Origin of the sequence: Bordetella parapertussis (genome assembly GCF_020735925.1) — a bacterium.
GTDB lineage: Bacteria > Pseudomonadota > Gammaproteobacteria > Burkholderiales > Burkholderiaceae_B > Bordetella > Bordetella pertussis.
This window is the reverse complement of sequence record NZ_CP085971.1, coordinates 341423-360982: the sequence shown is the minus strand read 5'-3', so window position 1 is coordinate 360982 and position 19560 is coordinate 341423. Positions and strand designations below refer to the sequence as shown.

13 protein-coding genes, 2 pseudogenes and 2 riboswitches are annotated in these 19560 nt (G+C 70.3%); of the genes and pseudogenes, 4 read left to right on the top strand and 11 right to left on the bottom strand.

Annotation, left to right across the window (positions count from 1 at the left end):
• Window positions 1-7 precede the first annotated feature (7 nt).
• The gene (locus tag LK409_RS01710) at window positions 8-748 is read left to right on the top strand and encodes a FadR/GntR family transcriptional regulator (RefSeq protein ID WP_003808411.1); all 741 of its coding nucleotides are present in this window, start codon (window positions 8-10) and stop codon (window positions 746-748) included.
• Between the two features lie 459 nt (window positions 749-1207).
• Here the strand turns inward: LK409_RS01710 and gcvP are convergent, their stop codons facing one another.
• From gcvP to LK409_RS01670, 8 genes and pseudogenes are all read right to left on the bottom strand, one after another.
• Window positions 1208-4072, bottom strand: coding sequence for an aminomethyl-transferring glycine dehydrogenase (gene gcvP, locus LK409_RS01705; RefSeq protein WP_010927674.1), 2865 nt, complete (start codon window positions 4070-4072; stop codon window positions 1208-1210).
• A gap of 59 nt (window positions 4073-4131) precedes the next feature.
• Window positions 4132-4506 carry a glycine cleavage system protein GcvH gene (gene gcvH / locus LK409_RS01700; protein ID WP_010929676.1) on the bottom strand — a complete coding sequence of 125 codons (375 nt, stop codon included), beginning with the start codon at window positions 4504-4506 and terminating at the stop codon, window positions 4132-4134.
• 81 nt (window positions 4507-4587) lie between these two features.
• Window positions 4588-5688 carry a glycine cleavage system aminomethyltransferase GcvT gene (gcvT, locus tag LK409_RS01695; protein ID WP_010927673.1) on the bottom strand — a complete coding sequence of 367 codons (1101 nt, stop codon included), beginning with the start codon at window positions 5686-5688 and terminating at the stop codon, window positions 4588-4590.
• Window positions 5689-5768: 80 nt separating this feature from the next.
• Window positions 5769-5888, bottom strand: a riboswitch (glycine riboswitch).
• A 21-nt stretch (window positions 5889-5909) separates the two neighbouring features.
• A riboswitch (glycine riboswitch) is annotated at window positions 5910-6002 on the bottom strand.
• An 80-nt stretch (window positions 6003-6082) separates the two neighbouring features.
• Window positions 6083-6981, bottom strand: a pseudogene (locus LK409_RS01690) (ZIP family metal transporter).
• Complete coding sequence (locus LK409_RS01685) at window positions 6978-7613, bottom strand: superoxide dismutase (RefSeq protein WP_033446726.1); 636 nt, start codon at window positions 7611-7613, stop codon at window positions 6978-6980. Before LK409_RS01685 ends, LK409_RS01690 begins: the two are co-directional and overlap by 4 nt.
• Window positions 7614-7715: 102 nt before the next feature.
• Entirely contained in the window at window positions 7716-8921 is a 1206-nt protein-coding gene (locus LK409_RS01680) for a BaiN/RdsA family NAD(P)/FAD-dependent oxidoreductase (RefSeq protein WP_049788688.1), read from the bottom strand.
• A 75-nt stretch (window positions 8922-8996) separates the two neighbouring features.
• Complete coding sequence (locus LK409_RS01675) at window positions 8997-11267, bottom strand: arginine/lysine/ornithine decarboxylase (RefSeq protein WP_010927671.1); 2271 nt, start codon at window positions 11265-11267, stop codon at window positions 8997-8999.
• A gap of 154 nt (window positions 11268-11421) precedes the next feature.
• A pseudogene (locus tag LK409_RS01670) lies at window positions 11422-11919 on the bottom strand (hypothetical protein).
• A gap of 52 nt (window positions 11920-11971) precedes the next feature.
• On the opposite strand from LK409_RS01670, the gene LK409_RS01665 reads away from it, so the two are divergent.
• Genes LK409_RS01665 through LK409_RS01655 form a run of 3 tightly spaced genes read left to right on the top strand, consistent with a single transcriptional unit; the run spans window position 11972 to window position 13388 of the window.
• Window positions 11972-12490, top strand: a complete 519-nt coding sequence (locus LK409_RS01665) for a GNAT family N-acetyltransferase (RefSeq protein ID WP_003808390.1) — start codon at window positions 11972-11974, stop codon at window positions 12488-12490.
• A 28-nt stretch (window positions 12491-12518) separates the two neighbouring features.
• Entirely contained in the window at window positions 12519-12938 is a 420-nt protein-coding gene (locus LK409_RS01660) for a VOC family protein (RefSeq protein ID WP_010927670.1), read from the top strand.
• Between the two features lie 27 nt (window positions 12939-12965).
• On the top strand, window positions 12966-13388 hold the full coding sequence (locus LK409_RS01655; protein WP_003808385.1) for a VOC family protein: 423 nt from the start codon (window positions 12966-12968) through the stop codon (window positions 13386-13388).
• Between the two features lie 7 nt (window positions 13389-13395).
• On the opposite strand, the gene dcd is transcribed toward LK409_RS01655, so the two are convergent.
• From dcd to LK409_RS01640, 3 genes are read right to left on the bottom strand one after another with little or no spacing between them, the layout of a single operon-like run.
• A complete protein-coding gene (dcd, locus tag LK409_RS01650) occupies window positions 13396-13959 on the bottom strand; it encodes a dCTP deaminase (RefSeq protein WP_003808382.1) in 564 nt (187 codons plus the stop codon).
• Between the two features lie 60 nt (window positions 13960-14019).
• Window positions 14020-17658 (bottom strand): translocation/assembly module TamB domain-containing protein, encoded by a 3639-nt coding sequence (locus LK409_RS01645; protein WP_010927669.1) that lies wholly within the window; start codon window positions 17656-17658, stop codon window positions 14020-14022.
• Window positions 17655-19559 (bottom strand): autotransporter assembly complex protein TamA, encoded by a 1905-nt coding sequence (locus LK409_RS01640; RefSeq protein WP_010927668.1) that lies wholly within the window; start codon window positions 19557-19559, stop codon window positions 17655-17657. The genes LK409_RS01645 and LK409_RS01640 overlap by 4 nt, the downstream gene beginning before the upstream one ends.
• Window position 19560 lies beyond the last annotated feature (1 nt).

Sequence of the window (19560 nt, the reverse complement as noted above, 5' to 3'; positions counted from 1 at the left end):
TGCAGCGATGAAAACCGTAGAGACAAACCCTAATCCGCTGGGTCCGATCAAGGCCGTGCGTTCGCGCGACCTGCTGGCCGACGCCCTGCGCGAACAGATCCTCAGCGGCGCCCGCCCCAGCGGCGTGGCCTTGCCTTCGGAACGGGAGCTCACCGAAGAGACCGGCCTGAGCCGCGCCGCGGTCCGCGACGCGCTGCGTGTGCTGGAAAGCGAAGGCCTGATCGAAACCCGCCAGGGGCGCTATGGCGGCTCGGTCGTCAAGCTGCCGGCCAACGACGCGCTGGCCCGCCCCGTGGCGCTGTTTGCCCGCGCGCGCGGCATCTCGCTGCAGGAGATGATCGAAGCCCGCGTCGCCATCGAGCCGACCATCGCCGAACTCGCCGCGCTGCGCCGCACGCCCGAAGACCTGCAGGCGCTGATACAGGCGACCGACCTGCTGCAGGAGGCCCTGCCCCGCGTGGAACAGTTCCTGGATCTCAACGTGCGCTGGTACTTCGCGCTGGCCGACGCCTGCCACAACGACCTGTTGCGCGCGTTCATCGTGTCCATCGCCGGCCTGATCCTGGCGGCGACCAGCCGCGAAGGGCAAACGCCCGAACCCACCCGGCGCCTCATCCTGCAGTCGCACCGCCGCGTGGTCGACGCCGTCATCGCCGGCGACGCGCCGGCCGCCCGCCGCCGCATGGAGCGCCACGTCGCCGGCTACCAGGAACACTACGAGCGGCTGGGACTCACGCCTTCGGCGTGATCGCCGGCAAGAGTCGATGGCGTACGGCAGTGTGCCTGTCCCAGCGGGGACAGGCACATGCACGGGCAGATGCCATGAAATCTTGCCGGTGCCAGTCCCCATGCGGGGACAGGCACCCCGGATGGCGTACGGCAATGTGCCTGTCCCAGCGGGGACAGGCACATGCACGGGCAGACGCCGTGAAATCTTGCCGGTGCCAGTCCCCATGCGGGGACAGGCACCCCGGATGGCGTACGGCAATGTGCCTGTCCCAGCGGGGACAGGCACACGCACGGGCAGATGCCGTGAAATCTTGCCGGTGCCAGTCCCCCTGCGGGGACAGGCACCCCGGATGGCGTACGGCAATGTGCCTGTCCCAGCGGGGACAGGCACACGCACGGGCAGACGCCGTGAAATCTTGCCGGTGCCAGTCCCCATGCGGGGGCCGGCTCCTCGTCATGCGCCATGAGCGCGCACCGCTTACGCGTAGGCTTCCACCGGCAGGCAGGCGCACACCAGGTTGCGGTCGCCATAGGCGTTGTCCACCCGCGCCACCGGCGGCCAGTACTTGTTCTCGCGCAGCGACGCCACCGGATAGGCAGCCTGCTGGCGCGGATAGTCGTGGTGCCATTCCTCGGCCAGCAGCATCTGGGCCGTATGGGGCGCATTGCGCAGCACGTTGTCGTCGCGGTCGCGTTCGCCGCTTTCGATCTGTGCGATCTCGGCGCGGATGGCGATCATGGCCTCGATGAAGCGCTCCAGCTCGGCCAGGCCTTCGGATTCGGTGGGCTCGACCATCAGCGTGCCGGCCACCGGGAAGCTCATGGTCGGCGCGTGGAACCCGTAGTCCATCAGGCGCTTGGCGATGTCCTCGGCGCTGATGCCGCTGGTTTCCTTCAGGGGCCGCACGTCCAGGATGCACTCGTGCGCCACGCGGCCGTTGCGGCCCGCATACAGCACCGGGTAGTGGTCGCGCAGGCGCGCGGCGATGTAGTTGGCGTTGAGGATGGCCACCTCGGTGGCGCGGCGCAGGCCCTCGGCGCCCATCAACGCGATGTACACGTAGGGAATCGGCAGGATGCCGGCCGAGCCATACGGCGCGGCCGAGACCGGGCCGACCTTGGCCTCGGGGTCCAGGCGGCCCTGGGCGTCGAGCACGCCCGGCAGGTAGGGCGCCAGGTGCGCGCGCACCGCCACCGGGCCCACGCCCGGCCCGCCGCCGCCGTGCGGGATGCAGAAGGTCTTGTGCAGGTTCAGGTGCGAGACGTCGGAGCCGAACTTGCCGGGCTGCGCCACGCCGACCATGGCGTTCATGTTGGCGCCGTCCAGGTAGACCTGCCCGCCGGCCTCGTGCACCGCGTCGCAGATTTCGGTCACGGCTTCCTCGAACACGCCGTGCGTCGAGGGATAGGTGATCATCAGCGCCGCCAGGCGTTCGCCCACTTGCGCGATCCTGGCGCGCAGGTCGGCCAGGTCGACGTTGCCGTTGGCGTCGGACGCCACCACCACCACGTCCATGCCGGCCAGCTGGGCCGACGCCGGGTTGGTGCCGTGCGCCGAGGCCGGGATCAGGCAGACATTGCGCTGGGGCTGGCCATTGGCCTGGTGGTAGGCGCGGATCGCCAGCAGGCCGGCGTACTCGCCCTGCGCGCCCGAGTTGGGCTGCAGGCTGATGCCGTCGTAGCCGGTGATTTCGCACAGCTGCGCCGACAGGCCGTCGATCAGCTCGCGATAGCCCGGCGTCTGCGAGGCCGGCGCGAACGGGTGGATCAGCGCGAACTCCGGCCAGGTGATGGGGATCATTTCGGCCGTGGCGTTCAGCTTCATGGTGCACGAACCCAGCGGGATCATGGTGCGGTCCAGCGCCAGGTCCTTGTCGGCCAGCTTGCGCAGGTAGCGCAGCATGTCGGTCTCGGACTGCACGCTGGAGAACACCGGGTGCGACAGGATGGGCCCCTGGCGGCGCACCGCCGCCGGGATGCCGTCCAGCGACGCCTGCGGCGCCGGCAGCGCCACCTCGTCCTTGCCCAGGCCGGCGGCGAACACGTTGACCAGGGCCTGCAGGTCGGCGAGGGTCACGGTTTCGTCCAGCGACACCGCCAGGCGCGCGCCATCGACCTGGCGCAGGTTGGTCCGGGCGCAATCCGCCGCGGCCAGGATGGCCGGGGTGGCCACGCCGGTTTCCAGCAACAGCGTGTCGAACCAGGTGTCGTTGGCGACTTTCACGCCCAGCCCGGCCAGCGCGGCGCGCAGCGCGCCGGTGAGGCTTTGCACGCGCTCGGCGATGCGGCGCACGCCGCGCGGGCCATGCCACACGGCGTACAGGCCGGCCATCACGGCCAGCAGCACCTGGGCGGTGCAGATGTTGGAGGTCGCTTTCTCGCGGCGGATGTGCTGCTCGCGCGTCTGCAGGGCCAGGCGCAGCGCCGGGTTGCCCTGGGCGTCCTTCGAGACGCCGACCAGGCGGCCGGGCATGTTGCGCTTGTACGCATCGCGGCAGGCCATGAAGCCGGCGTGCGGGCCGCCGAAGCCGAACGGCACGCCGAAGCGCTGCGCCGAACCCACGGCGATGTCGGCGCCCCATTGCCCCGGCGGCTCGATCAGCGCCAGCGCCAGCAGGTCAGTCACGCAGGCGACCACGGCGCCCTGCGCGTGCGCGGCTTGCGCCAGTTCGCGGTAATCGGCCACGCCGCCCAGGCTGTGCGGATACTGCAGCAGCACGCCGAAGCATTCGGGCAGCCCGCGCGACTCGTCGCCGATCACCAGTTCGATGCCCAGGCCCTCGGCACGCGTGCGCACCACTTCGAGCGTCTGCGGGTGGCAGTGCTGCGACACGAAGAACACCGGGCTGGACGAACGGCTGCCGCGGCGCGCCAGCGTCATGGCCTCGGCCGCGGCGGTGCCTTCATCCAGCAGCGAGGCGTTGGAGATGTCCAGGCCGGTCAGGTCGGCGACCATGGTCTGGTAATTGAGCAGCGCCTCCAGGCGGCCCTGCGAGATTTCGGGCTGATACGGCGTGTAGGCGGTGTACCAGGCCGGGTTCTCGAGCACGTTGCGCAACACCACGTTGGGCGTGTGCGTGCCGTAGTAACCCTGGCCGATGTAGTTGCGGTAGATCTGGTTGCGCGCGGCCATCCGCTTCAGGTCCTGCAGCACATCCGTTTCGCTGCGCGCGGCGGGCAGCGCCAGCGGCGCGCGGCTGCGGATGCGGGGCGGCACGACTTCGTCGATCAGGGCATCCAGGCTGGCTGCGCCGATGGCGGCCAGCATGGTGGCCTGGTCCTCGTCGGAGGGGCCGATATGGCGGGGAATGAAATCGGAATGGGTGTCAGGGGCGCGCGACATGGTTTTCTCGAAATAACGGGGAGGCGGGGCCGGCCCGCGGGCCGGCCCGGTGCGGCCTGTCAGCCGGCGACGGCCTGGTAGCCGGCCGCGTCGAGCAGCTTGTCCAGGTCGGCCGCGTTGGCCGGCTTGATCTTGAAGATCCAGGCGGTATAGGCCGATTCGTTGATCAGGCTGGGGTTGGCTTCGAGTTCGTCGTTGAACGCGACGATCTCGCCGTCGACCGGCGCATAGATGTCCGAGGCGGCCTTGACCGACTCGACCACGCCGGCGGTTTCGCCGGCCTTCAGCGTGGCGCCGACCTTGACGTCGCCGACGAAGACCAGATCGCCCAGCTGCTCCTGGGCGTTGTCGGTGATGCCGACGACGAACACATCGCCTTCGGCTTGGACCCATTCGTGGGACTCGGTGTACTTGCGATCGGTGGGCAGGCTCATGGGAGCTCCTCTGGCAATTCGGTGGGAATGGAGAAAGTTTGCGCGCCTCCGGCGGCCAGCGGCCGCGCGGAAGCCTCGAGTTTACGAGTGTTCGACGGCTTTGCCGTGACGCACGAACGGCAATTTGCATACCAGGGCGGGCACCCACTTGCCGCGGATTTCCACCTCGACGGCGTCGCCGGGCTGCACGCCCACCGGCACGCGGGCAAAGCCCACCGACACGCCCAGGGTGGGCGACATGGTGCCGCTGGTGAGCTCGCCCATGCCCTGCGCGCAGCGCACCGGCATGTGGGCGCGCATCACGCCGCGCTCCTGCAGCTTCAGGCCGACGAAGGCGCGCGGCACGGCGAACTGCTCGATGGCATCGCGTCCCACGAAGCGGCGCGCCTCGTCCTTGAGCGCAACGGTCCAGCTCAGGCCGGCCTGGTCGGGATGGACGAGTTCGTCCATGTCCTGGCCGTAGAGATTCATGCCCGCCTCCAGGCGCAGCGTGTCGCGCGCGCCCAGGCCGCAGGGCCGCACGCCCTGCGCCAGCAGGTCGCGCCACAGCTGGACCACCGCGTCGGCGGGCAACACGATTTCGAACCCGTCCTCGCCGGTATAGCCGGTGCGCGCCACCAGCGTGCCGGCCTCGACGGCCGCGGCCGAGAACGGCGCCAACGGCTCGGACGCCGCCTGCCACGCGGGACGGGCCGCCCACACCTTGGCGCGGGCGTTGGGGCCCTGCACCGCCACCATGGCCAGGTCGCGGCGCGGCGCGATCGCGACATCGAAGCCGTCGGCGGCGGCCACGCGCTGCATCCAGGCGATGTCCTTGTCGGCCGTGCCGGCGTTGACCACCACGCGCCATTGGTCGGGCGCGAAGTAGTAGATGATGAGGTCGTCGATGATGCCGCCCTGCGGGTTCAGCATGCAGCTGTACAGGGCCCTGCCCGGCGTGGCCAGGCGGGCCACGTCGTTGGCCACCAGGCGGCGCAGGAAGGCGGTGGCGTCGGCGCCGCCGACATCGACGTTGAGCATGTGCGAGACGTCGAACATGCCGGCGTCCTGGCGCACCGCGTGGTGCTCTTCCAGTTGCGAGCCATAGGCCAGCGGCATGTCCCAGCCACCGAAGTCGACCATGCGGGCGCCGGCGGCAAGATGTTCTTCGGCCAAGGGGGTGCGTTTGAGCGGTGCGGACATGCGAGGGCTCCAGCGGCAGCATTGCCAGGATTACGGAATGCCGGCCCCGATGCGGAAAGCGTCCGGGAACCGGTCGAATTTTCCGCCCCTCTGTCCTTTTGCCTGAGAGTTGCCCCGCGCGAGCGGGTTTGCACCTTCGGCGCCTGGGCTGCTTGCGCACCGCGAAGGTGGCCACGCCAGGTCTCTCCAGAGTGCTGTTTCGAGCGCGCCAGGCGCTACTCGATGCAGTCGCGGTATGGGTTACCTGAGCGATTCCGGGCGAATTGCGCCTTCGGCGGCAGCCGCAATCGGCCGCTCTCTCCCGCGACATGCGTGACAGCGCGCAAAGCATACATCGAAAGCGCCATGCCGCAAAGCGTCCGGATGGGCAGCGATCCGCCCCTGTTTCGGCGCCTCAGCCCAGCGCGGTATCGAGCAGCATCATCAGCACGAATCCCAGCATCAGGCCGGCGGTGGCCGGCACCTCATGCCCCTTGCGGTGCGACTCGGGAATGATCTCGTGGCTGATGACGAACAGCATGGCGCCGGCCGCGAAACCCAGCCCCCACGGCAGCATCGCCGCCGACCAGCCCACCACCGCCGCGCCCACGATGGCGCCCAGCGGCTCGACCAGCCCGGACAGCATGCCCAGCGCCACCGAGAACGCACGGCTGTAGCCGGCGGCCAGCAAGGCCAGCGCCACCACCAGCCCTTCGGGCACGTCCTGGATGGCGATGCCGGTTGCCAGCGCCGCGCCGCGCCGCGCAGGCTGTCGCTGCCCGCGTAGCCCACGCCGATGGCCAGGCCTTCGGGCACGTTGTGCAGCATGATGGCGAAGACGAACAGCCAGGTGCGGCGCAGGGTGCGCGAGGCGCGCCCTTCCTTGCCCTTGATGAAGTGCTCGTGCGGCAGCAGCCTGTCGCTGGCCAGCAGGACCGCGCCGCCCAGCAGGATGGCCGCCCCCACCAGGATGCCCGCCCCCCAGGGGCCGTAGCCCTGCGCGCCGGCCGCGGCGATGCCCGGGGCCACCAGCGAGAAGGCGCTGGCCGCCAGCATGACACCGGCGCCGAAGCCGAACATGCAGTCCTGCACGCGCTGCGACAGGGTCTGGGAGAAGAGCACCGGCACCGCGCCCAGCGCGGTGGCGCCGGCGGCCACCATGCCGCCGGCCATGGCCAGGGCGACGTGCGGCCAGCGCCGGTCGAGGAACTCCCACAGCTGGTAGCAGGCCAGGCAGGCCACCAGCACCGCCAGGGTCATGGCGCTGACGCTGGTGAGCGCCGGACGGACGCGGTGGCGGCTGTGGGTATTCATGCGGCCTCCCGGCCGAGCTCGGCCAGGGCGATCTCGTAGCGGCGCGCCACTTCGGCCCAGTCCACCACCCGGTAGAAGGCCTCGATGTATTCGGGACGGCGGTTCTGGTACTGGAGGTAATACGCGTGCTCCCAGACATCCAGGCCGAGTATCGGGGTGTTGCCCTCCATGAGCGGCGAATCCTGGTTGGCGCTGCTGTCGACCCGCAGGCGGCCGGCAGGCGTGACGGTCAGCCAGGCCCAGCCGCTGCCGAATCGGCCCAGCGCGGCCTGCGTGAAGGCCGCCTGGAAGGCGTCGTGCCCGCCCAGCTGGGCCTGGATATCGGCCGCCAGCCGTCCATCCGGGCGGCCGCCGCCCGACGGCGACATGACGGTCCAGAACAGGCTGTGGTTGGCATGGCCGCCGCCGTGGTTGCGCACCGCGCCGTGGATGCCCGGCGGCAGCGCCGGGATGCGGCGCAACAGTTGCTCGACCGGCTCCTCGCTGTCCAGGCCGGCGCCTTCGAGCGCGGCGTTCAGGCCGTTGACGTAGGTCTGGTGATGGCGCGTATGGTGTATTTCCATCGTGCGTGCATCGATATGCGGCTCGAGCGCATCGTAGGCATACGAAAGGGCAGGCAGGACGTATGGCATGCGGTCTCCGGCATTTGCATTTGGTAAAGACAAATGATAGTCATTTCCATTTACCAAAACAATAGGCGCGCGGCCCTGCCCGCATGCGCCGTGCCCGCCAGGCTAGAGGGCGTTGCCGCAGGCGTACCCCGACGCCCAGGCCCACTGGAAGTTGTAGCCGCCCAGCCAGCCCGTCACGTCGACCGCCTCGCCGATGAAGTACAGCCCTGGCACGCCGCGCGCCTGCATGGACTTCTGGTCCAGGGCGCGCGTGTCGACGCCGCCGCGCATCACTTCGGCCTTCTTGTAGCCAGCCGTGCCGCTGGGCACCAGGCGCCAGTCATGGATCAGCGCCGCCAGCGCCCGCAGCGTGCGGTCCGGCACGTCGGCCAGGCGCGCGGCGGCCAGGTCCGCGCCGACGGCGCGCCCGGCCACGTCCAGCCAGGTATCGGCCAGCCGCCGGGGCCACAGGCCGGCCAGCACGGTATGCAGCTGCTGCCGGTTGCCCGGCTTGGCGCCTATCAGTTCGGCGGCCAGGTCGCGGCCGGGCGCCAAGTCCAGCACGATGGCCTCGCCCGGCTTCCAGTAGCTCGATATCTGCAGGATGGCGGGGCCGGACAGGCCCCGGTGGGTAAACAGCAGGTCTTCCAGGAACGCCGCGCGCCCCTTGCCCTGCCCGGTCGACAGCGTGACTTCCAGGGCGACGCCCGACAGCGCGGCGAACGGCTGCCATTGCGCGGGATCGAAGGTCAGCGGCACCAGGGCCGGCCGCGGCTCGACGACCTTCAGGCCGAACTGGCGCGCCACCTTGAGCGCGTAGTCGGTCGCGCCCAGTTGCGGGATCGCCATGCCGCCGGTGGCTACCACGACCGCGCGCGCGTCGATCGCGCCGGTGCTGGTACGCAGCGTGAAGCCGCCGCCCTCGCGGCGGGCGATCTCGTCCACGCGGCACGGCATGCGCCAGGCCACCCCGCCCTGCCCGCACTCGGCGCGCAACACCTCGATGATGGTTTCGCTGCTGTCGTCGCAGAACAGTTGCCCGCGATGCTTTTCATGCCAATGCACCCGATGGCGGCGCAACAGGCCGAGGAAATCCTGCGGGGTGTAGCCGGCCAGCGCCGAGCGGCAGAAATGCGGGTTGTCGGACAGGAAATTGGCCGGGCCGGCGCCCAGGTTGGTGAAGTTGCAGCGCCCTCCGCCGGAGATGCGGATTTTCTCGGCCAGCTTGGCGGCATGATCGATCAGCACCACGCGCAGGCCGCGCTGGCCCGCCACGGCGGCGCACATCATGCCGGCGGCCCCGGCGCCGATGACGGCGACATCGAACATCGAAACGGGATACTCCCTCGAAGACAACGCCGCGCCGGGCCGCCCCCTCGGGCGGCCCGGCGCGGCGCGTCGGATTTACTGCTCGCCGGCGTCCTTCAGGCAGTCGACGTAATAGCGCTTGGCGCCATCGGGGCCCTCTTCGTCGGCCAGGCCGTGGATGTAGGTCTCGAAGCCGGGGAAGCGCTCGTTGAACTCGCGCGCGAACTGCAGGTATTGCACGATGGTCCGGTTGAAGCGCTCGCCCGGGATCAGCAGCGGAATGCCCGGCGGGTACGGCGTGAGCAGCACGCCGGTCACGCGGCCTTCGAGCTGGTCGATCTCGACGCGCTCGACTTCGCGGTGCGCCATGCGGGCGAAGGCGTCCGAGGGCTTGAGCGCCGGCACCATGTCGCTCAGGTACATCTCGGTGGTCAGGCGCGCCACGTCGCGTTCGCGATAGGCCTCGTGGATCTGCTGGCACAGGTCGCGCAGGCCCATGCGCTCGTAGCGGCGGTGACCGCGGCAGAACTCGGGCAGGATACGCCACAGGGGCTGGTTGCGGTCGTAGTCGTCCTTGAACTGCTGCAGCGCGGTCAGCAGGGTGTTCCAGCGGCCCTTGGTGATACCGATGGTGAACAGGATGAAGAACGAATACAGGCCGGTCTTCTCCACCACGACGCCGTGCTCGGCCAGGTACTTCGACACCAGCGCGGCCGGTATGCCGCTTTCGCCGAAGCTGCCCGACATGTCCAGGCCCGGGGTGATGATGGTGGCCTTGATCGGGTCGAGCATGTTGAAGCCCGGCGCCAGGTCGCCAAAGCCGTGCCAGTGGTCGCCCGACTCCAGCACCCAGTCGTCGCGATGGCCGATGCCCTCGGGCGCGAGGCGGTTGGGGCCCCACACCTTAAACCACCAGTCGTCCTTGCCGAACTCGGAGGCCACCTTGCGCATGGCGCGGCGAAAGTCCATGGCCTCGCGGATGCTTTCCTCGACCAGGGCGGTGCCGCCCGGCGGCTCCATCATGGCGGCGGCCACGTCGCACGACGCGATGATCGCGTACTGCGGCGAGGTCGACGTATGCATCAGGTAGGCCTCGTTGAAGAGGTTGCGGTCCAGCTTGCGGCTCTCGGACTCCTGCACGATGATCTGCGAGGCCTGCGAGATGCCGGCCAGCAGCTTGTGCGTGGAGTGCGTGGCGAACACCATGGCGTCCTGGCTGCGCGGGCGGTCCGGGCCGATCGCGTGCATGTCGCGGTAGTACTCGTGGAAGGCCGCGTGCGGCAGCCAGGCCTCGTCGAAATGCAGCGTGTCGACGTAGGTGCCCAGCTTTTCCTTGATCATCTCGACGTTGTAGATGACGCCGTCATAGGTGCTCTGCGTCAGCGTGAGGATGCGCGGCTTCTTGTTCAGCGCCTCGCGCGCGAACGGGTTGGCCTCGATCTTGCGGCGGATGTTCTCCGGGTCGAATTCGTCGAGCGGGATCGGACCGATGATGCCCAGGTGGTTGCGCGTGGGGCGCAGGAACACCGGGATCGCGCCGGTCATCGTGATGGCGTGCAGGATCGACTTGTGGCAGTTGCGGTCCACCACCACCACGTCGCCGGCGGCCACGTTGGCATGCCAGACGACCTTGTTCGACGTCGAGGTGCCGTTGGTGACGAAGAAGCAGTGGTCGGCATGGAAAATGCGCGCGGCATTCAGCTCGGACTCGGCCACCGGGCCGGTGTGGTCCAGCAGCTGGCCCAGTTCGTCGACCGCGTTGCAGACGTCGGCGCGCAGCATGTTCTCGCCGAAGAACTGGTGGAACATCTGGCCCACCGGGCTCTTGAGGAACGCCACGCCGCCCGAGTGCCCCGGGCAGTGCCAGGAATACGAACCGTCCTGGGCATATTTGACCAACTCGCGGAAGAACGGCGGCAGCAGGCCGTCCACGTAGCTGCGCGCTTCGCGGATGATGTGGCGCGCCACGAACTCCGGCGTGTCCTCGAACATGTGGATGAAGCCGTGCAGCTCGCGCAGGATGTCGTTCGGGATGTGTTCCGACGTGCGCGTCTCGCCGTACAGGTAGATGGGGATGTCGGCGTTGCGGAAACGCAGCTCGCCGATGAACGTGCGCAGGTTCTTGATCGCGCCCGCCACGTCTTCCGGAGAATCGACGTCGAACTCCTCATCGTCGATCGACAGGATGAAGGCGCTGGCGCGGCTTTGCTGCTGGGCAAACGAGCTCAGGTCGCCGTAGCTGGTCACCCCGATGACCTCCACGCCCTCGGCCTCGATCGCCGAAGCCAGCGCGCGAATGCCCAACCCCGAGGCGTTCTCGGAGCGATAGTCTTCGTCGATGATGAAAATGGGGAAGCGGAATTTCATGCGGGCGCTCCTGGGCGGGCAAGGCAAAACGGACGCGAGTGTACTGCCAGACGGGGTCGGGCTGGTGACAAAAAAGCAACCGGCCCGACGAGCGGGCCGACCTCGGGGAATTGTAGGACGGATTGAAAGCGGGTGCGCCCGCCGGCGCGCGGCGTCAGCGAATGATGTCGGGCCGGCGCGCCGCGACGGCCTGCTCGTAGCGGCCGAAAAACGGCCGCAGGTCTTCCTGCGGGCCGGCGTCGATGCGGCGCTCGACCTTGGCGATGGCGCACAGGCAGACGTCGAACTCGGGCTCGCCGGTCACCAGCACCACCGGATCGTCGTCGTCGCAGACCTCGTACAGCCCGCCGTGGCGACGCCGCGCCACCTCGTACAGGTAGGCGGCCGCCCCCACCCGTTGCACCGGGTCCAGCGCCAGGGCGCCCAGGTGGGCCTATTCGAGCACGGCGTCGAGCGCGGCGATGCTGGCCGGCGAGTAGTCCAGCCCCGCCCCGGCGGGGACGGCGGCCACGAAATCGCGCGCCGCCGCGGCGACCCGTTCGACGAAGGCGTCCTGCGCCTCCTGGTCGTACTGCTGCGTGTCTTTCCTGCGGAAACCGAACATCTGGGGCTCCTGCGCCGCGAAACAGCCGCGCTTTTCACGTATCTTCATTATATTTGGCGCAACCCTGCCGCCACCCTGCGCGTACGCTGCGGAGCCAGACGTGAATCTTTCCACCATACGCCCTTTGACGCCCGAGGATGCTGCAGAATTTCAACGCGTTCGCCTGGCCGCCCTGCGCGAGGCGCCCGAAGCCTTCGGGTCCAGTTACGAAGAAGAAAGCGTTGACACAATCGCGCAATGGCGCGCCCGCCTTGCCCCGCGCGAGGGTTACGTGCTGCTGGGCGCCTTCGTGGACGGCGCCCTGGCCGGGGTCGGCGGCGTGGCGCGCGGGCACACAATGAAACAACGTCACAAGGCTGAAATCTGGGGTATTTACGTTGTACCCGCGCAACGCCGCGGCGGCCTGGCGCGCCAATTGACCGAGGCGCTGCTGGCACGGGCGGCCCGGATGACCGGGGTACGCCACGTGCTGCTGAGCGTGGGCGCCGACAACGGCGCCGCGCACGCGCTGTACGCCAGCCTGGGCTTCGCCGAGTATGGCCGCGAGCCCGACGCGATGCTGGTGGGCGGCCGCCTGCTGGCCAATATTCTCATGATCCGCCCGCTGGCCGCGCGCTGAGGGCCGGTCCCGGACTGGAGCCGACACCATGCAGGCACAGGTACTGATCAATATCGACGTTCCCGACGCGGCGCGGGCCGCGCTGTTCTACGAACGCGCCTTCGGCCTGCGTCCGCAGCGCCGGCTGGGGCCGCAGGCCATCGAGATGGCGGGCGCCGCCGTGCCCTTCTACCTGCTGGAGAAGGCAACCGGCTCGCAGGCGGCCACGGGCACGAGCCAGGGGCGCGACTACGCGCGCCACTGGACGCCGGTGCACCTGGATTTCGTGGTGGACGATTGCGACAGGGCGGTCGCCACGGCGGTGGCCGCCGGCGCTATGCTGGAAGATCCGCCGCACAGCCACGCCTGGGGCCGCATCGCGCATCTGTCCGACCCCTACGGCAACGGCGTGTGCATCCTGCAGTTCCTGGGCGAGGGCTACGACGCCCTCGCCGCCGCGGCGCCCTGAACGCGCCGCGCCGAACCGGAGACCGCCATGCCAGCCCCAGCCACCGTCGCCTCACCCGTCGTGACCTGCCTGCGCTACCGCAACGCCAGCGCCGCCATCGAATGGCTGGTGCACGCGTTCGGGTTCGAGGCGCAACGCATCGTGCCCGGCCCGGCCGATACCATCGTGCATGCCCAGCTGACGCTGGGCAGCGGCATGATCATGCTGGCGTCGGTGACGGACACACCGTTTTCCCGTTACATGAAGCAGCCCGACGAGGTCGGCGGCGTGGAGACGCAAAGCGTGTACCTGGTGGTGGCCGACCCCGACCAGGCCTACCGGGACGCGCAGGCCGCGGGCGCCGAGATACTGATCGATATTGCCGACGCCGATTACGGCGGCCGCGGCTTTTCGTGCCGCGACCCGGAGGGGCATATCTGGAGCGTCGGCTCGTACGACCCCTGGCAATAGCCGCCGCTCAGGTGCGCGGCAGGGTGACGCCGCGCTGGCCCTGGTACTTGCCGCCGCGGTCGCGATACGAGGTCTCGCACACCTCGTCGCTTTCGAGGAACAGCATCTGGGCGCAGCCCTCGCCGGCGTAGATCTTGGCCGGCAGCGGCGTGGTGTTGGAGAACTCCAGCGTGACGTGGCCTTCCCATTCGGGTTCGAGCGGCGTGACGTTGACGATGATGCCGCAACGCGCGTAGGTGCTCTTGCCCAGGCAGATCGTCAGCACGCTGCGCGGGATGCGGAAGTACTCGACCGTGCGCGCCAGCGCGAACGAATTGGGCGGGATGATGCAGACATCGCCCTTGAAGTCGACGAACGACTTCTCGTCGAACTGCTTGGGATCGACGATGGTGGAGTTGATGTTGGTGAAGATCTTGAATTCGTCCGCGCAGCGCACGTCGTAGCCGTAGCTGCTGGTGCCGTAGCTGACGATGCGGTTGCCGCCCGCGGTGCGGACCTGGCCCGGCTCGAAGGGTTCGATCATGCCGGCTTCGGCCGCGCGGCGGATCCAGCGGTCGCTTTTGATGCTCATGGTTGGGCGCCTCGATTGAATGAAGGGTATTCTACCCGCCGCCGGCCGCCGCCTTGGCGCTCAGTCATCCAGCAAGATCCGATATACCAGCGCGATTCCGTTGACCGAGCCGGCCTTCAGGTCCAGCGACAGGCCGCGCGCCAGGCGGTAGCTGGCGCGCCCGACCGTTTCGCTGCCGGCCAGCGCCTGCTCGACGCTGAGCGTGATGCCGTTGGCGAAGCGCTTGCTGGCCACCAGGAACTGCGTCGCCAGGTCGGCGTCGCTGTCGCGGTTGACGCCGGCGGCCACGGTGCGGTCGGGCAGCAGGCTGCCGGAGCTGCCGATCGCGCCGGACCGCACGCTGACGTCGTCCAGGCCGAACTGCTTGTAGAACGGCTGCCCGCCGCCCAGCAGCGCCGTGCCGACCGACAGCAGCAGCGCCGTGTCGCCGCCGCTGGCGTCCGGGCCGCGGCCCAGCACCAGCCACGACAGCTTCTCGACGTCGCTGACATCCGGATAGGACACCAGGTCGATGCGCGGCCGCTGCGCCGTGCCGGCCACCCGCACGCCCGCCTCGACCTGTTCGCCGGTGCGCAAGGCCTCGATGTCGAGCAGCGGGTTGTCCAGCCGGCCCTGGAAGGTCAGCGTGCCGCGCCGCAGGCGCAGCTTCTGGCCGTAGGCCTCGATGCCCCCGCCGCGCGTGCGCAGCGCGCCATAGCCGGTCAGCCTTCCCTCCTGCAGGCGGATCTGGATCGAGCCCAGCAGGCCGGCATCCAGGCCCATGCCGGTGATGTAGAAGCGCGGCCCCATGTCGACCTTGAGGTTCATGTCGATCTGCAGCGGCGGACCGTCGCCTTGGGCGTTCTTCTGGCCGGCCCGCACCACCTTGACGTCGTCGTCCAGGGTCAGCACGCCCTGCAGGATCTCCAGGCTGACCCAGCCGGCGTCGGCGGTGATGTCGCCATTGATGGAGATGCGCGGCAGCGCGGCATCCAGCGTCACCACGCCGGACACCATGCCGTAGCGGTCCGAGCGCTGCAGCGCCGGGAAGCGATGCAGTTGCAGCCGCACCTGGCCGCGCGCGGCCGACAGCTCCCATTGGCCGGTGGCCTCCAGGTAGCCGCCCTTGGCGTCGGGATTGGTGCTGACCCACTCGCGCGTGCGCCATTCGGCCGGCATGACGCGCAGCGAGGCCGGAAAACGCAGGGAATCCAGGATGACGCGATCGTCCTGCAGGCGCGCGCGCAGCGTGCCGTCGATCAGCCGCACGCCGTCGTCGATGCGCACCACGCGCAGCTTGTCGCCGTTGACCGTGCCGCTGGCGTTCCATTTGCCGTCGAGCGAGCCCTGCGCGCGCACATTGGCCTTGAGCATGCCGCCGACCTCCAGCGTGTCGCCGACGAACAGACCCAGCCAGGCCAGGTCGGTCACGTCGGCATCGAGGGCGACGCGGATCGGCTGGCGCGGGTCCAGCGCCAGGCCGCCCAGCGTGGCGCTGGCGGTGCCGTTGATGGCGCCCATCCTGGCGGTCGCCATGTCCAGCCGCGCGTCGAGGCGGCTGGCCTGCCCGCCGGTGGGCGTGGCGTTGGCCTCGAGCACCAGCGTGCGCAGGCCCAGCGGGATCGGCGGATCGCCCGGAATGCGCAGGTCGCCGTCGCGCCGCGCCACCCGGACCTTGCCGGCCAGCGCGCCGGCGAATTTGAGGTCCCACGAGGCGTCGAGCGAAATGCGGCGCTGCGCCGCCGGCACCGGGGCGTTGACCGGACTGCCGCTGTCGCGCTCGGCGCGCGCCACGGCCTCGGGATCCAGCGCCACCAGTATCTGGCGCACCATGGCCGCGGTGATCACCAGCGCGTCGGCGCGGCCCGCGGTTTCCCAGCGCCCGGCGCCGCCGCGCGAGGCGGCATGCGCCAGCGCGACGCGCTGCTTGTCGGGGAAGGTCAGCGCCAGGGTGGTGGCGCCGACCTGCCACTGCCATTGCGGGGCAAGCGCCTCGGGCACGTAGGCCAGCGTGACGGGACGCTCGAGGGCCAGCGCGAAGCCGGCGCTGTCGGCCGTCAGGCGCGATACCGAGCCGCGCCAGCCGGCGGCGGCGCCCTCGGCGGCCGGCCCCGCCCCCCAGCCGCCGCTGAACTCCAGCTGCGCCTGCGCACGCGCGCGGCCCAGCACGCGCGCGCGGGCGTCGGCCGGCGTATAGGCGGCCTCGATGCGGCCGCGATGACGGGCCAGGGCGCCATCGAGCGCGGCCTTGACGCTGGCCGCGCCCGGAATGCCGGGCCAGAACGCGTCCAGGCGCGGCGCCTGCGCGTCCAGCTTGAGCGCGCCGGCGCGTTCGTCCAGCTTGCCCTGGGCGCGCACCCGGTTCGGGCCTAGTTGCAGGTCGACGTCGAGCTGGTCGACCCGCAGCCGGCCCGGCAGCGCGTGCGGCTGCGCCGGCGCGGCCGTGGCGAAAGCCCCCGGGGGATCGCCCAGCGCGCTCACGCTGGCGGCGACCTTGCCGGCCAGGGGGTGGCGGTTCCAGCTGCTGCCCTTGGTCACGTCCAGCGTCAGCGTGGCGCGGTGCAGGCGGCTGAGATCGTCGACTTCGGCGTCCAGGCCGCCGCGCGCGCTCAGCATCGCCGGCGGGATGGCCTCGCCGGCCAGGCGCTGCAGGTCCAGCCGCTCGGCCTCGAACGTGGCGACGACGCGGTCGCGGCCGGGCTGGCCGGGCTGCGGCTGCCAATCCAGCGTGGCGGCCAGGCTGGACTTGTCCTCCCGCGTCAGTTTCAGGCTGGCCGTGCGCAGCGGAAAGGGCGCCTGCGGCAACAAGCCGGCGCGCGCTTCCAGGGCCAGCCCCTGGCCGGCGCCGGTCAGTTCGGCCTCCAGCTGTTCGAGCGTGCCCTGCGCCTGGACCTGCAGCGCGAGGCCGCACGGGTCGGCCGGCTCGTCCGGCTTTTCCCCGGCGTCGTCCTTGCCCTTGTCCTTGCCCTTGTCCTTGCCCTTGTCCTTGCCCTTGTCCTTGGCGGCCTTGTCCTTGGCCGTTTTGTCCCTGGCGTCGAGCAGCGGCGCCAGGCACAGCGGCGATTCGGGGCCGCTGCCCTGCGCCTGCAAATCCAGGCTGGCCGTCAGCGGCCACGGCTGGGCGAGGCTCGCCACATCGAGGCGGCCTTGCGCGCGCAGCGTGCCCACGGCATGGGTCACGCGCAGGCTGTCCAGGGTCAGGCGCGCGCCGTGGCGGCCCGCCGCCAGGCTGGCCTGCAGCTCGCCCGCGCTCACGGGCAGCGGCTCGCCATCCTGGCGCAGGACGAATTCGCCCAGGCTGAGACGGTCCAGCGCCAGCTCCACCGGCAGGCGCAGGGCGAACGGCTCGTCGCTGTCGGGCGGCGGCGTGGCCGGCGTATGCAGGCCGACCTCGACGCGCGTGGCTGCCAGTTCGCGCACATGCAGCAGCCGCTGGCCCAGTGCCCGCCACGCCACGTCCAGCCGCAGGTCGTCGACGGCCACATCCACGTCGGCCACCGACAGGCGGATACGGTCGACCCGCAGGCCGCGCAGCACGCTGCCGCGCACGCCCGCGATCTCGCCGTCGAGCTGCCGGGCCACGGTGTCGAGCAGCAGGCGCGTGCCGTTTTGCGACGCCACGGTCCAGAACACGAACCCGCACGCCAGCGCGGCCAGCATGGCCACGCCCGGCACCCACCAGACCAGGATGTGGCGCACGACGCCCCATATCTTGCTCAAAACGCGATCCCCAACGAGAAGTGCAGCCGCAGGTCGCGTTCGCGCTGGCCGTACGCGACGTCCAGGAACAGCGGGCCGGCCGGCGTGCGCACGCGCGCGCCGACGCCATAGCCCACGGCGATGTCCATGTCGCCGAAGGATTCGGCCGCGTCGCCCGCGTCGACGAACACGCCTATGCCCCAGCGTTCATTGAAATAGTGGTCGTATTCCACGCTGGCCACGGCCAGCGTGGGCGCGCCGACGATGGCGTCGTCCTGCTCCACGCCGATACTCTGGTAGCGGTAGCCGCGGATCGAACGCGCGCCGCCGGTGCGAAAGCCGAAGTCGTCGGGCACGCGGGTGCGGCCGTTGGACCAGAGCCGGCCGACCTCGCCGCGCAGGGTCAGCACGTCCAGCTTGCCGATCGGCCACCATTTCTGGCCGCGCAGCCGCAGGCGCATGTAGGGCTGGCCATCGTCGAGCGTGGCGCCCACCCCGCCGCCGACGGCGATCAGGTTGCCCTCGCGCGGGTCGTACTTGCTGTTGACGTCGCGCCGCAGCCACTCGGCCGTGAGCGTGGCGGTGGGCAGGTCGTACTCGTCGCCGCCATCGATCTTGACGTGGTCGTGCGCCAGCAGGCCGCCCCAGCGCGTCTCGTATTCGACCCGGCTGTCGCCGGCGCCCTTGCGCTCCTGCAGGCGCGTGACGCCCAGCGCATAGCGCGTGACGTCCAGCCCCTGCACGTCGGAGTGGTCGAACAGCAGGCCGAAGGAATCCTTGCGCCCGCGCTCGTCGGGCGGCAGGTTGAAGTCCAGATAGGCGCGCTGGCGCAGCCGGTCCACGCCCAGGCCGGTTTCCATGGTGACCGGCTGGCCGAACACGACGTTCTGCCGGTAGATGGTCTCGAAGCGCACGCCGGCCTCGTCGTCCACGCCCAGCGATACCGCCAGGCGCTTGGGCGGGGCCTCGACCACGCGCACGTCCACCGGCAGGGTGATCTCGCCTTGCGAGTCGAGCACGGGCGCGGCGGCCGTCGGCCCGCCCGCCACCTCGGCATCGCCGGCCGGCGCCACCGAGGCCAGGCCGCTGGAGCCGGGCGCGCGGGCGCCCGCGCCCGGCGCGGTCACCTTCACGTCGTCCTGGCCGCCGCGCGCGCCCTGGTCCAGCGTGACGAACGCGCCGCGGAAGAACGCCGTGGACTGCAGCTCCTGCTGCCACTGGTCGAGTTTGTCCTGGTCGTAGGCCGCGCCCTCGGAATACTTCACATAGCGGCGCACCAGGCTTTCCGGCACGCGCTGCAGGCCGTCGGTCTGCAAGGCGCCCATGCGCACCGCCGGGCCGCTGTCGATCTCCACCGACAGGCGCACCTGGGCGGTTTCGGCGTCCACCTCGGCCAGCGAATGGGTCATGTGCGCCAGCAGGAAGTCGCGCGTGGACACGGCGTCGAGCAGGCCGGACTTGGCCTTGTTCCAGTCGCCGTTGATGAAGGGCTGGCCGGCCTTCAGGGCCCAGTCGTCGCGCCACTTCTGGATGCGCGCGGCGTATTCCGGGCGCGCGACCCGGCCGGTGAATTTCAGGTCGACGCTGGCGACCCGGGCGCGCGGCCCCGGCTCGATGGCGATGTCCCAGGTTTCGCCGCCCACGTCGGTGCCCGGCGTCAGGGTGACGGTGGGCGTGAAATAACCCTGCGTCGCCAACGCGGCCAGCGTCGCGTCGCGCGCCCGGCGACGCAGGCGGTCGATTTCGCCGCCGTCCTGGTCCTCGGACAGGCGCGCGATGGCGTCGACCGCGCTGTTGATGGCCTGCAGCGCGGCCGGCGGCACGCCGCCGGGATCGACGATCACCTCCGGCAGCTTGGCATGGACCTGTCCCGCGGCAAGCGCGAACAGGAGAGCGGGGCAGACACGCAATATCCGATGCATG

Bases quoted from the DNA above. Each gene is read 5' to 3' on its own strand.
- LK409_RS01710 (WP_003808411.1), top strand. From the start codon at position 8: ATGAAAACCGTAGAGACAAACCCTAATCCGCTGGGTCCGATCAAGGCC.
- gcvP (WP_010927674.1), bottom strand. From the start codon at position 4,072: ATGTCGCGCGCCCCTGACACCCATTCCGATTTCATTCCCCGCCATATC.
- gcvH (WP_010929676.1), bottom strand. From the start codon at position 4,506: ATGAGCCTGCCCACCGATCGCAAGTACACCGAGTCCCACGAATGGGTC.
- gcvT (WP_010927673.1), bottom strand. From the start codon at position 5,688: ATGTCCGCACCGCTCAAACGCACCCCCTTGGCCGAAGAACATCTTGCC.
- LK409_RS01685 (WP_033446726.1), bottom strand. From the start codon at position 7,613: ATGCCATACGTCCTGCCTGCCCTTTCGTATGCCTACGATGCGCTCGAG.
- LK409_RS01680 (WP_049788688.1), bottom strand. From the start codon at position 8,921: ATGTTCGATGTCGCCGTCATCGGCGCCGGGGCCGCCGGCATGATGTGC.
- LK409_RS01675 (WP_010927671.1), bottom strand. From the start codon at position 11,267: ATGAAATTCCGCTTCCCCATTTTCATCATCGACGAAGACTATCGCTCC.
- LK409_RS01660 (WP_010927670.1), top strand. From the start codon at position 12,519: ATGCAGGCACAGGTACTGATCAATATCGACGTTCCCGACGCGGCGCGG.
- LK409_RS01655 (WP_003808385.1), top strand. From the start codon at position 12,966: ATGCCAGCCCCAGCCACCGTCGCCTCACCCGTCGTGACCTGCCTGCGC.
- dcd (WP_003808382.1), bottom strand. From the start codon at position 13,959: ATGAGCATCAAAAGCGACCGCTGGATCCGCCGCGCGGCCGAAGCCGGC.
- LK409_RS01640 (WP_010927668.1), bottom strand. From the start codon at position 19,559: ATGCATCGGATATTGCGTGTCTGCCCCGCTCTCCTGTTCGCGCTTGCC.